General features: G+C 70.0%; 11 protein-coding genes. 6 read left to right on the top strand and 5 right to left on the bottom strand.

Annotation, left to right across the window (positions count from 1 at the left end; genetic code table 11):
- Positions 1-11 precede the first annotated feature (11 nt).
- The 5 genes from ACYVOO_RS21550 (at position 12) to ACYVOO_RS21530 (ending at position 4,457) form a co-directional block, all read left to right on the top strand.
- Positions 12-626, top strand: a complete 615-nt coding sequence (locus tag ACYVOO_RS21550; protein ID WP_461017308.1) for a DUF742 domain-containing protein — start codon at positions 12-14, stop codon at positions 624-626.
- A 191-nt stretch (positions 627-817) separates the two neighbouring features.
- Positions 818-2,263, top strand: a complete 1,446-nt coding sequence (locus ACYVOO_RS21545; protein ID WP_461017307.1) for a tryptophan 7-halogenase — start codon at positions 818-820, stop codon at positions 2,261-2,263.
- 65 nt (positions 2,264-2,328) lie between these two features.
- Positions 2,329-2,574 (top strand): acyl carrier protein, encoded by a 246-nt coding sequence (locus tag ACYVOO_RS21540; RefSeq protein WP_461017306.1) that lies wholly within the window; start codon positions 2,329-2,331, stop codon positions 2,572-2,574.
- 34 nt (positions 2,575-2,608) lie between these two features.
- On the top strand, positions 2,609-3,415 hold the full coding sequence (locus tag ACYVOO_RS21535) for an alpha/beta fold hydrolase (RefSeq protein ID WP_461017305.1): 807 nt from the start codon (positions 2,609-2,611) through the stop codon (positions 3,413-3,415).
- A 31-nt stretch (positions 3,416-3,446) separates the two neighbouring features.
- Complete coding sequence (locus ACYVOO_RS21530) at positions 3,447-4,457, top strand: zinc-binding dehydrogenase (RefSeq protein WP_461017304.1); 1,011 nt, start codon at positions 3,447-3,449, stop codon at positions 4,455-4,457.
- 69 nt (positions 4,458-4,526) lie between these two features.
- Here the strand turns inward: ACYVOO_RS21530 and ACYVOO_RS21525 are convergent, their stop codons facing one another.
- From ACYVOO_RS21525 to ACYVOO_RS21505, 5 genes are all read right to left on the bottom strand, one after another.
- Positions 4,527-5,006, bottom strand: coding sequence for a MaoC family dehydratase (locus ACYVOO_RS21525; RefSeq protein WP_461017303.1), 480 nt, complete (start codon positions 5,004-5,006; stop codon positions 4,527-4,529).
- On the bottom strand, positions 5,006-7,099 hold the full coding sequence (locus ACYVOO_RS21520) for an acetoacetate--CoA ligase (RefSeq protein ID WP_461017302.1): 2,094 nt from the start codon (positions 7,097-7,099) through the stop codon (positions 5,006-5,008). Before ACYVOO_RS21520 ends, ACYVOO_RS21525 begins: the two co-directional genes overlap by 1 nt.
- Positions 7,096-7,848: a 4'-phosphopantetheinyl transferase family protein gene (locus ACYVOO_RS21515; protein ID WP_461017301.1), complete on the bottom strand. Its 753-nt coding sequence runs from the start codon at positions 7,846-7,848 to the stop codon at positions 7,096-7,098. Before ACYVOO_RS21515 ends, ACYVOO_RS21520 begins: the two co-directional genes overlap by 4 nt.
- A 97-nt stretch (positions 7,849-7,945) precedes the next feature.
- Positions 7,946-9,196 carry an MFS transporter gene (locus ACYVOO_RS21510; protein ID WP_461017300.1) on the bottom strand — a complete coding sequence of 417 codons (1,251 nt, stop codon included), beginning with the start codon at positions 9,194-9,196 and terminating at the stop codon, positions 7,946-7,948.
- A gap of 107 nt (positions 9,197-9,303) precedes the next feature.
- Positions 9,304-10,017 carry an AfsR/SARP family transcriptional regulator gene (locus ACYVOO_RS21505; protein ID WP_461017299.1) on the bottom strand — a complete coding sequence of 238 codons (714 nt, stop codon included), beginning with the start codon at positions 10,015-10,017 and terminating at the stop codon, positions 9,304-9,306.
- 371 nt (positions 10,018-10,388) lie between these two features.
- On the opposite strand from ACYVOO_RS21505, the gene ACYVOO_RS21500 reads away from it, so the two are divergent.
- Positions 10,389-11,756 carry a cation:proton antiporter gene (locus ACYVOO_RS21500; RefSeq protein ID WP_461017298.1) on the top strand — a complete coding sequence of 456 codons (1,368 nt, stop codon included), beginning with the start codon at positions 10,389-10,391 and terminating at the stop codon, positions 11,754-11,756.
- Positions 11,757-11,863 lie beyond the last annotated feature (107 nt).

The raw sequence follows: 11,863 nt of genomic DNA, 5'->3' as shown, positions 1-11,863 counted from the left end.
ACGGGGAGAACATGAGCACCGGTGGAGGACCGTCCGGCCCTCGAAGAGATCAGGACGCGGAGGACGAACAGACCTTCGCCGACGTGCTCAACGCGTTCAGTTTTGGTACCGGACGGCGTAAGCGGAAGACCTCCGGCGATCGCGGCACGCCGGAGGACACGGCACACGGCGAGCGCGGCGAAGCCCCGCGGTCCCCTGCCCCTGCCCCCGGGTCGCGCGGTCCGGTTTCCCCGGAGGCGGAGGGCTACCAGCCGCCCGCCTGGGAAGCGGGGAACGCGGAGCCCGGCGCACCGGCCTCCTTCGTCCGCGCCTACGCGTGGACGGGCGGCCGGACGAGGTCGCACCACCACTTCGAGGTCGAGACCCTGGTCACCGCCACCGACCCGAACGGCGTCCCCGCCGCCGCCACGCAGTGGGACCGCGCGGTGCTCGACCTGTGCCGGGAGCCGAGGTCGGTGGCTGAGGTGGCGGCGCTCGTCGCGGTGCCCCTGGGGGTGGCCAAGGTGCTCCTCGGCGACATGGCGGACCGCGGGATGATCGTCATCCACGAGGCAGCAACCAACGCCGACGACACCCCGACCCAGGCCCTGCTGGAACGGGTTCTGACGGGCCTGCGCCAACTCTGACGGGCGCCCCCCGCCCATCCGGAACGCCCCTCGCCCCCGCCCCGGGCCCACGCGCCCGCCACGCTCGCGCGCTCCGTTAAGGGTGCCTTTAGAGCTGAGGCGAACCCGGATTTAGGCGTGCGTGTTTGCCTTGATCCGGCACCCGATGACTGTGACCGCGTCCTGGCAGGCGGGAAACGAGGAGATCGTTCATGTCGAAAGTCCTGGTGATAGGCGGTGGGCCAGGCGGCTCGCTGGCGGCCGCGCTGCTCGCGCGGGCGGGCATCAGCGTCACGCTCCTGGAACGGGACGTCTTCCCCCGATACCACGTCGGCGAGTCACTCACCTCGTCGTGCCGCGTGATGATGGACATCGCCGGTGTCCTCGACAAGGTGGACGCCGCCGGATTCACCAGCCGTCGCGGCGCGCTGCTCCGCTGGGGCGCCGAGGACTGGACCATCGACTGGGCCGAACTCTTCGGCCCCGACGTGCGGGGCTGGCAGGTCGAGCGCGCCGACTTCGACGAGATCCTGCTGCGGCACGCCCAGGAGCAGGGCGTCGAGGTCGTGGAGGGCGCGCACGTCAAGGACGTGGTCTTCGACGGAGACCGGCCGGTCTCCGCGAAGTGGGTGGACACCCGGCAGGGCAACGCGCAGCGGGAGACCGGGTTCGACTTCCTCATCGACGCGTCGGGCCGGTCCGGGGCGCTCTCGGCACAGAAGTTCAGGAACCGGCGGCCCCACGAGATCTTCCGCAATGTGGCCATCTGGAGCTACTGGGACGCGGGCGAACTGCTGGAGGGCACCCCGCCCGGAGGTCTGAACGTCGTGTCGGCACCGGACGGCTGGTACTGGGTCATCCCTCTTCGGGAGGGTCGTTTCAGCGTCGGCTTCGTGTCGCACAAGACGCGGTTCGTGGAACGGCGCAAGGAGTTCGGCTCGGACGACGAGATGATCCGGGCCCTGGTGGAGGAATCGAGCACGGTGCGGGAGCAGCTCGCCATGGGCGCCTTCTGCGGGCCCACCCGCGTGGAGCAGGACTATTCATACGTGGCCGACAGCTTCTGCGGCCCCGGCTATTTCCTCGTCGGTGACGCCGCCTGTTTCCTCGACCCGCTGCTGTCCACCGGTGTCCACCTGGCGATGTACAGCGCGGTCCTGGGCGCGGCCTCCGTCATCGGCGTCGACGCCGGTGAGATCGACGAGACGGAGGCCCAGGGCTTCTACGAGTCCCTGTTCCGCAACGCCTACGCCCGCCTGATCGTGCTGGTCTCCGGGGTCTACGAGCAGTACAAGGGCACCGAGAGCTATTTCTGGCTGGCTCAGCGGCTGGTGCGGGAGAAGGAGACGTACGACCGGCCGAACGGTGCCTTCGCGGAAATATCGGCGGGTCTGACGGATCTGCGCGACGCCGAGGACACGCGGGGCGTGAGGGCGCTGCCGGAACTGGTCGAGGAGGCCGACCAGGCGCGGAAGCGCGCCGACGAGGAGGCCCCGCAGGGGCAGGCGGCGAACCTCAGCGCACTGCGCATCGAGCCGAATGACCTCTACGACGCCGCGTCGGGCCTGTACCTGGTGACCAAGCCGCGTCTCGGTATCAAGCGGGCCCGTCCGCCCGCCGGACGGCCCCGGGTGAGCACGGCTCGTACGCGCCCCTGACGCCGTCCGCCGCCCCGTTGTCCTCGTCATACCCGTCATGCACGCGAGGAAAGGAAACCGTCAGTATGCCCGCGCTCACACTTCCGCCCGACGTGATCAATTGGGTCTACGAGCAGAACCCGGACGTGGAAGACATAGACCCGGACCTCGACCTGTTCGACTCCCGGCTGGTCAACTCGCTGTCGTTGATCGAGTTCGTCATCGTCATCGAGGAGGCGAGCGGCCGGACCATCGACCGCCGCAATCTCAAGACGGACCAGTTCCAGACGCTGCGCACCATCCAGGAGACGTTCTTCAACGGTGCGTCATAGTCCGGGTGGCAGACCGTGACCTCGGGAGAAAGCAGTGCCGACTGTCGAAGCAGGGGGAACCCAGCTCTCCTACCAGATACGTGGAAGTGGCGTCCCCCTGGTACTGATCGCTCCCGCGGCGTCACCCGCCGCGGTGTGGGACCGCTACCAGGTACCCGCGCTCGTGCGGGCCGGGCATCAGGTCGTCACCTTCGACAACCGGGGAAGCCGGCCGTCCGCCGTCCCGCCCGGCCCTTACACGCTGGAGGACTTCACGGCGGACACCGTCGGCCTGATCAAGGAACTCGGCGTCGGCCCCTGCCTGCTGGCGGGCGTGTCCCTCGGAGCCATGATCGCGCAGGAGGTGGCCAGCGCGTACCCCGAACTGGTGCGCGGGCTGGCCCTCATGGCGACCCGTGGCAGAGGTGACGCGTTCCGCGACGCACTGGCGCGGTCCGGCGCGGAGGCGATGCGGGCCGCCGGCCGGATCCCGGCCGAGTTCGCCGCGGTGGCCACGATGAGCCAGCTCTTCGGGCCCGCCACCCTCGCCGACGACCGGCTGGCGAAGGACTGGCTCACGACGTTCACCCTCTTTCCGCAGCACGGGGAGGGGTGGGCAGCGCAGTACGAGTCGACGATCGCGGGCGACCGGCTGGCGGGGCTCGCGGCGGTCCGCTGCCCGTCACTGGTGCTCGCCTTCGCACACGACGTGGTGATGCCGCCGACGATGGGCCGCGCCGTGGCCGACGCCATCCCGGGCTGCCGCTACGAAGAGCTGGCGGGCTGCGGCCACTTCGGATTCCTGGAAAGGCCCGACGAGGTGAACCGCATCCTCACCGACTTCTTCCGCACCGTGGTGTGACGCGTGGCGGCCAGACCTTCAGGAGCGAGCCATGCCGTACGCGTCCCCGCGGGCACCCGGCGCCCGCACCCGCGAGCGACTGGGGCTGACGCGCCCCGGCGTGCTCTCCTTCGCGCTGGAGAGCACGCCCCACGAGCCACCCGAGCCCGGCGAGGTGGGAATCCGTGTCCACGCGGCCGGGCTGAACTTCACCGATGTGCTGACGGCCATGGGACTGTCCGACACCTTCTACGACCGCGTCCCGCCCCTGGGCCTGGAGTGCGCCGGTGTCGTCACCGGGACGGGGCCAGGCGTGCGGGAGGTGAAGGCCGGTGACCGTGTCGCCGCCGCCGTCGAGGACGCCTTCGCCTCCGAGGTCAACGCACCGGCGAGCGCCGTCGTGCCGCTGCCGGACCAGATGGACTTCGCCCAGGGCGCGACGCTCCCCGTCGCGTACCTCACCGCCTGGTACGGGCTGTGTCACCTGGCCCGGCTGCGCCCCGGCGAGCGGGTGCTCGTCCACTCCGCCGCCGGCGGGGTCGGTTCGGCCGCGACCACGGTGGCGGCCTTCCGCGGCGCGGAGCTGCTGGCCACCGCCGGAACCCCGGAGAAGCGCCGCCATCTGAGCGAACTCGGCATCCGGCACGTCATGGACTCCAGGGACGGGACGTTCGGCCAGGAGACGCTGCGGGCCACGGGCGGGGAGGGCGTCGACGTGGCCCTCAACTCCCTCCCCGGCGACGCCATCCGCACGGGCCTGGAACTGCTGCGGGTGCGGGGGCGGTTCGTCGAGATCGGCAAGCGGGACATCATGGCCGACGCCCCCTTGGGGATGCTGCCGTTCCAGCGGGGCATCAGCATGCACAGCCTCGACCTCAGACTGCTCATGACGGAATGCCCGGAGCTGATCGGCTCGTTGCTGGGCGAGCTGGCACCGCTGTTCGCCTCGGGCGAGCTGGCTCCGCTGCCCTGCTCCCCGTTCCCGGTGGAGGACGCCGCCGCCGCGTTCCGCAGGATGAGCGGGGGGCGGCACATCGGGAAGATCGTGTTGACCTTCGCCTGAACGTTGACCTTCGCCTGAACCGGGACGCCTCGGGGGCGGGCGGACCGGGCGCGTGCAGGCCGGTTCCGCTCAGGGGCGGCGGCGCAGCATGTTCATGATGGTGAGGGTCATGACGGTCTCGTCACGCTGGTTGAGCACGGCGACATCCGTGTGGACCATTCCGCGGTCCGGCTTGGACCGGGAGGGGCGGGCCCCTACCACGGTGGCGCGGATCGACAGGCTGTCACCGGGCCGGACCGGCCGCAGCCAGCGCAGCTCGTCGATGCCGGGAGACGCGAGGGAGGCCACCTTGCTAAGGTAGTGTTCGGCGTACAGCCGCATCATCACGGCCGTGGTGTGCCAGCCGCTGGCGATCAGGCCCTCGAAGGGGCCCTCGGCCGCCGCCTCGGGGTCGGTGTGGATGCTCTGGGTGTCGAAGCGTCGGCCGAAGTCGAGGATGTCCTCCTCCGTGACCGTGATGCTGCCGTAGCTGTGCACCGAGCCCGTCTCGTAGTCCTCGAAGTACCGCTCGTGGACCGGGGTGGTGAAGGTGTCGGCGGTGGTCGTCATCAGTCGTCAGCGCCCTCTCGGAGACTTCTGTCGGATCGGCCGGCGGCGGCCGTCGAATGGGTACGGTAACGCACCGCCACCTCCTCGAAGGCGGTGAGCGAACCGGGGTTGGCCAGTGCTCCGTCGGCTGCGACCTCCGCCGCCGCGGCCCCGCTCAGGACGCGTTTGACGGGCACCTCCAGCTTCTTTCCCGAGAGGGTCCGGGGAACCGCGGGGACCCGCACGATGTGGTCGGGGACGTGGTGTCCGGAGAGGGAGTCGCGGAGCTCGTCGCTGATGCGTGCCCGCAGGGACGCGTCCAGCACGACGCCCTCGCGCAGCACCACGAACAGCATCAGCTTGCCGCTTCCCGCCGTCTCGACGTGGACGACCAGTGAGTCGGTCACTTCGTCGACGTCCTCCACCACGGCGTAGAACTCGGCGGTTCCCAGGCGTACTCCGCCGCGCTTCAGCGTGGCGTCGGAGCGCCCGCTGATGACGCACGACCCCCGGTCGGTGACGGTGATCCAGTCCCCGTGGTGCCAGACGCCGGGGAACCTGTCGAAGTAGGCGGCACGGCGGCGGGTACCGTCCGTGTCTCCCCACAGGGCGACGGGCATGCTGGGCATCGGTTCGGTGATCACGAGCTCACCGGTGCTGCCGGTCACGGACCGGCCCTCCGGGGTGTACGCCTCGACCTTCGCGCCGAGGGCCCGGCAGGTGATCTCCCCTTCGACGACGGGCAGCCACGGCACCCCGCCGACGAAACCGGTGCACACGTCGGTGCCGCCCGAGAGCGAGGTGAGGACCGGGAGCCGAGGGGCCTCGTCGTCCGCCGGGACGCGCGGCCCCTCACCCGTCGCCGGGAGGCGCGCGGCCTCACCGGCCGCCGCCTCCTCGTAGACCCACCGGAACCCCTCCGCCGGCAGGGGAGAGCCCGTCGAGCCGATGCCGCGCAGCCGGGAGAGGTCGTGATCCCGCCACGGGGTCAGCCCCGCCCGGCGGGACGTCATCAGGAACGGTGCCGAGGTGCCGAAGTACGTGGTGCCGGAGTCCGCGACGAGTCGCCACAGTGCCCCGAATCCGGGGTGGTTGGGGTCGCCGTCGAACAGGACCACCGCGCTGCCCACGGCGAGGCCGGAGACGAGGTAGTTCCACATCATCCACCCGGTGCTGGTGAACCAGAGGAACCGGTCGGAGGGGCCCAGGTCGTGGTGCAGGGCCAGCATCTTGAGGTGTTCGAGGAGGATTCCGCCGTGGCCGTGCACGATGGGCTTGGGGAGCCCCGTCGTACCGGACGAGTAGAGGATGTAGAGCGGGTGGTCGAAGGCCACGTCCTGGAAGGCGGGCTGCTGGAGGGCGGCCCCTGGCTCCTCCAGCAGGCGGTCCCAGGAGAGGGCGTCGTCCAGACCGGCCCCCGTGTACGGCACGCACACCGTGCGGGTCAGCGACGGCAGCGCGGCGCGGATCTCGGCGACCTCCTTGCGGCGGTCGGTGAGCCGCTCCCCGGAACGGTAACCGTCCACCGCCACCAGGACCTTGGGCTCGATCTGCTGCCAGCGGTCCCGCACCGACCGGGCCCCGAACTCGGGTGCGCAGGAGGAGAACACGGCCCCCAGCCCGGCGCACGCGAGCAGCAGCACCAGTGCCTCGGGGATGTTCGGCAGGTAGGCGGCGACCCGGTCCCCCGCCGTCACGCCGAGACGGCGCAGGCCGCGGCTCGCCCGGGCGACCTGGTCACGCAGCTCGTCGGCGGTGACGACGACGGTCTCCCGGGTCTGCGAGTAACCGAACACCATGGGCGCCGAGCCGTCGGCCCCCGGCATGGCCAGCACGCGCTGGGCGTAGTTCAACCGGGCGCCGGGGAACCAGCGGGTCTCCGCCGGGTCCTGGCCTCCGGCGCGTGCGGTCGCCGGTATGTGCGGCGTGACGTCGAAGTACTCCCACAGGGAGGTCCAGAACTCGTCCAGCGAGGACACCGACCAGCGCCACAGCTCGGAGTAGTCGCGGAAGCGCAGGCCGCGCTGTGCGTCGAGCCAGCGCAGATAGTGCCCGATGCGGGTGCGGTCCAGGACGTCGTCGGGCGGAGTCCACAAAGGGGCGGGGATGGTCACGGCCGGTCGTCACCTCGTACGTCACTTGTGGCGGGGGAGTGGGCGGTCAGCAGGACGAGGCATCCGGCGTATCCCGGTTCGGGGGTGAAGGCGATGTCCGCCCATGTGCTTCCGCGGCCGTGGTGCTCCGCACCGATGTCCCGCAGCCCGGCTCCGGACGCCTTCGTCCACGCCTCGCGCCTGGTCCAGCTTCGGTACCAGTCGGCGACGCGTTCACCCTCGGGCGCCGTGGACCACCGCTCGTACTCGTCGGCGGAGAAGAAGTGCCGGGCGATGCCGGTGAAGTCCCGTCCGGGAGCGAGGCGTTCGACGTCGACGCCGACGCGTCCCGGCCCCTTCGTCACGGCGAGGACGGCGAGCCGGCCGGAGTGGGCGAGGTTGAAGTCGAGGCCGGGGACGGGAGGCCGGGCCAGGAAGGGGCGGCCCTCGTCCGTCGAGCCGAACGCGATCCCTTCCCCGCCTTTTCCGCCGCCCGTGACGTGGCGGGCGAGCACCCGCCGGGCCAGGGCACGGCCCGCGACGTACTGGGCCCGGGCGCTGTCCGTGCGGATACGGGTGAGGCGTGCGCGTTCAGCGGAGGTGAGGGTGGCCTCGTCAGCGGCGTACGTCTCCGTATGAGGGGCGGCGCACCGGGTGCTCCACAGTTCGACGGGCTGCTGGAGTGGCCGGTACACGCCCAGCAGACGGGGTCGGCCGGTGTCCGTGCGGGGGCCGGTGTCGGTGAGGGGCGGTCCGGGGTGCGGATTCATCGCGATGGCCTCCTGGGCGCGAGGCGGTGTCCGGGAGCCGCGCGGGGTGCCCGGAGACACCGTAGGGATCCGCCTTAAAGACCGGCTAACCGGTGCCTTAAGCCGGGCGTGGGGAGGGAGGGTCCGGCTGTGTCCTGGCGGCCGTCGCGACGGTCAGGCAGGCGACCCCGGTCAGCGCGGAGAAGGTCACGACGGCGGGGAAGAGCCCGACCTCGGCGGCGAGGAAGCCGACGCCGATGACCGGGATACCGACTCCGAGATAAGTGATCATGTAGAAGGCGGACAGCACTTCGGCGCGGCTCTCCGGCGGCGCCAGTTCGTTCGTACGGGCCAGCGCCGCCATGAAGGCGATGCCCTGACCCGCCCCTCCGACGACCGCGGCGGCCAGCAGCAAGGGAGTGAGCCGGGTGGCACCCGCAGCGGCGAGCAGCGCCAGACCGGCGACGAGCAGGAGCAGGCCGACGGCAGGGCGCGCGACGGTGCCGGTGCGTGACAGGACGTACTGGGCGAGGGCGGCGAAGAGCAGGAACATGCCAGCGGCCGTCCCGGACAGCAGCAGGTTGTCCCGGTGCAGGATCACCGACGTGTACGAAGGCACCATCGCGAGGAAGAGGGCGACCACCGCCCAGCCCAGGAAGCTGACGGCGCCCGCGAGCGCGAACTGCCGCCGGGCGGCGGCCGGGATGCTGGGGCGGCGTGGACGCCAGGCGGGCCGGGGACCGGTCGGCGTGGGGAGCTGGGTGACGGCGGCCATGGCCAGGGCGAGGAGCCCGAGTTCGAGGAGATAGGTCAGACGGAGAGGCAACGGGGCGTACTGGGCGAGGAGCCCGGCCAGCACGGGGCCGAGCCCGCCGCCGCCGGTGACCATGGCCGAGGCGAGCGAGGAGGCCCGGGTGCGGTTGCCTGACGGCTCGGTCTCGACGAGGGCGGCGGTCAGTGCGCTGGAGGCCGCGCCGACCGAGATGCCCTGGAGGGCGCGGGCGGCGAACAGCGAGCCGACTCCGTCGGCCGCGGCGAAGAGCGCGGCGGCCACCCCGGCGAGCGCGATGGCGGGGACGACCACTCTGCGATGCCCGATGCTGTCGGCCAGCGCGCCGGACATCAGCAGGGTGGGAACGAGAGTTCCGGCGTAGACGGCGAAGACCAGGGTGACCACGATCGGGGTGAAGCCGAACTCGGCCTGATAGCGCGCGTACAGCGGGGTGGGCATGTTCGTGCCGACGGTCAGGACGAACAGGATGTAGGCGGCTGCGGCGAAGGGCAGGGCGCCACGCGCGCCGGAGCCACGGCCGCGGACAGGTGCGGTTAAGGCTTCCGACCGGCCAGTTTCTGTGGGGCGAGAGGTCATGGGGAACCGTATTCGACGGACGCTTCGGTGCCGGCCGAAGTGTTGTGGCGTCCTGTGCCCGTGCGGCACGCGCGGCGGCGGGCCGGGTTACGTGGCGCCGGGCCGGGTTACGCGGCGGAGAGCGGAGAGTCGGCGTGGTCGAGCCACGGCTCCCGCGCGAGTACGGCACGGTGGAGTTCCCGCAGGCGGGTGCAGGGCTCCATGCCCAGATCCTCGTCGAGCTGCCGTCGCAGCGCGTGGTAAACGGCCAGGCATTCGGGGACGCGGCCACTGCGGTAGAGCGCGATCATGAGGTACGCGTACAGGTTCTCCCACATCGGGTGCTCCTCCAGGAGCACATACAGTTCCCCGATCAACTGGGAGTGCCTGCCGAGGCTGAGTTCGATCTCCATGCGTTTCTCGCGGACCGCGTTGCGCCGCTCCTCCAACTGCCGCGCGTACGCGTCCATGGTGGAGGTGCCTCGTACGTCGGCGAGGGCGGCTCCGTCCCACAGTCTCAGTGACTCGGACAGCAGTGACGCGGCCTCCCGTGCCTGGCCGGCTCTGGCGACCTGCTGGGCCCGTCTGGTCAGGAAGTCGAACACCGTGAGATCGAGCGAGGCGCAGCTATCGGTTCGGAGCGTATAACCGGACGAGTCCGTGGTGATGACGGTGTTGCCCGCGTCCGCGTGGGAGATCTGCTGCCGGAGTTTGGAGACGTATACCTGGAGCGCGGTGGCCGCCGTCCGCGGTGGGTTCCCGGACCACAGTGCGTTGATGATGCGTGCCGGGGGCACCGGCCGGTTCGCGTTGAGGCAGAGCAGGGCCAGTAATATGCGCACTTTGAAGGCCCTTGGGGTGACTGTTTCCCCAGCTTCGGTCACCATTTCCACCGGGCCCAAAATGTGGAACCTCATCTGTCTCCTCGTGAAGTCGCGGAACTACGCACCCGGGGAAAGCATGTGAGGGGCACGGAGTGCATGTCAAGGTATTTCCTCCTCCTTTCGCCAGTAGGCCCTCTTGTTGGCACCTGTTATAGTGCGCGTCTATTGGTTTTCGTAAGTGCGTATATTTCGCGACAAGGAACTACAAATTAGCGGCGATATGTATTTAAGTCCCTCGCTTATGTGGTACTTAGGGATCGCTTTGGCCGTTCTTCGGCGCCGGGTGGGAAGGTTGCCCGGAATCCCTGGTGGGCCGATCGAGGAGGCTTATGTACCAGTTCGCATTTACTACGGTGGACGACCCCAACCTGGCGCTCGCACTGAAGATCCTGCCTGCTTTGATCGTGGTGCTTGTGGCATCGGCCGTGTGCGGAAGGCTGGCCATCGCGGTGAAACAGCCGCGCGTGCTCGGGGAAATGGTCGCAGGTGTTCTTCTCGGGCCGACATTCCTCGGCATGCTGTTGCCGGATATTCAGCAGCGGCTTTTTCCGGCGGAAGTGAAATCCTTCCTCTATGTGCTCAGCACGATCGGACTGACGCTGTATATGTTCCTGGTCGGCGTCGGCATGGAACACGGTGAGCGCGGCGAGGCGAAGAAGACCGGCCGTCAGGCCACCGTGCTCGCCATGTCGGGCGTGCTGCCGGCCCTGGTGCTGGGCGCCGGTGCCGGAGTGCTGTGGTACGACGAGTTGTCCCGGGGTGACATATCCCGTGCGGAGTTCGCGTTCTTCGTCGGCTCAGCGCTGTCCATCACGGCGTTCCCCATGCTCGCCCGCATCCTGTACGAACGAGGTCTCCAGCACAGCCGGCTGGGCAAGCTGTCACTGGTCGCCGCCTCGATGGACGACGCCGCGGCGTGGTGCCTGCTGGCGGTGCTCTCCGCCGTACACGCCGGTACCGGCCTCACGGGCGCGCTGCGGACGATCGTGCTGGTCGCGATCTTCGCGGCGCTGATGCTGCTGGTCGTCGCACGGCTGCTGCGGCCCCTGGGAGCGACGGTGGCGCGGACCGGGAGGCTCGCCCCCGGGCAGATGTATCTGGTCGCCGTGATCGTGCTGACCGCGGGCTGGTTCACGGACTTCATCGGCGTGTATTCGGTCTTCGGCGGTTTCATCGCCGGTCTGGCCATGCCCCGGAACGCGGCTTTCAGGGAAGCGCTGCACGGCAGAATGATGGACTTCGTCTGCGTCTTCCTCCTCCCGGTCTTCTTCGCGTTCTCCGGCCTCAACACGAAGCTCGGCGGGGTCACCGACGGAACCATGCTGCTGGCTCTCGGCACGCTCCTGGCGGCCGGGTTCGCCGGAAAATACGTGGGCTGCGGGCTCACGATGCGGGCGGTGGGCTACTCATGGCGGGAGTCCTGGGCCGTGGGCGGTCTCATGAACGCCCGGGGACTGATGATCCTCATCTTCATCAATATCGGCCTCGCGCAGAAAATGATCACGCAGGAGCTGTTCTCCATGCTGGTGCTGGTCGCGGTGATCACCACGGCGGGGGCCGTTCCGCTCTTCCGCTGGGCCCTTCCCCCGCGTCACGAAGCGCGGCTCCTGCCCCCTGTTCCCGTCGGCGCGGGGATGGATACGACGGGGCCCGCCCCGCGCGACGCGGCGGACGTACCGGCGGAGACCCGCCGGTGAACCGGAGCTTTCGGCCCTTTCGGCCGCCGTTACTGAGGTTTTCGGGTTGGTGTCGGTCAGGGTGGAGTGATGGCCAGTCCGGTCTCGGCCAGGCAGCCGTCGATGAG

This window comes from Streptomyces daliensis, from assembly GCF_054782395.1.
Note: the sequence above shows the minus strand (reverse complement) of the source record. Positions and strands in the feature narration are given on the sequence as shown.

Excerpts from the sequence above, each read along its gene's own strand:
- ACYVOO_RS21550 (WP_461017308.1), top strand. The coding sequence starts at position 12 with ATGAGCACCGGTGGAGGACCGTCCGGCCCTCGAAGAGATCAGGACGCG.
- ACYVOO_RS21545 (WP_461017307.1), top strand. The coding sequence starts at position 818 with ATGTCGAAAGTCCTGGTGATAGGCGGTGGGCCAGGCGGCTCGCTGGCG.
- ACYVOO_RS21540 (WP_461017306.1), top strand. The coding sequence starts at position 2,329 with ATGCCCGCGCTCACACTTCCGCCCGACGTGATCAATTGGGTCTACGAG.
- ACYVOO_RS21530 (WP_461017304.1), top strand. The coding sequence starts at position 3,447 with ATGCCGTACGCGTCCCCGCGGGCACCCGGCGCCCGCACCCGCGAGCGA.
- ACYVOO_RS21525 (WP_461017303.1), bottom strand. The coding sequence starts at position 5,006 with ATGACGACCACCGCCGACACCTTCACCACCCCGGTCCACGAGCGGTAC.
- ACYVOO_RS21515 (WP_461017301.1), bottom strand. The coding sequence starts at position 7,848 with ATGAATCCGCACCCCGGACCGCCCCTCACCGACACCGGCCCCCGCACG.
- ACYVOO_RS21510 (WP_461017300.1), bottom strand. The coding sequence starts at position 9,196 with ATGACCTCTCGCCCCACAGAAACTGGCCGGTCGGAAGCCTTAACCGCA.
- ACYVOO_RS21500 (WP_461017298.1), top strand. The coding sequence starts at position 10,389 with ATGTACCAGTTCGCATTTACTACGGTGGACGACCCCAACCTGGCGCTC.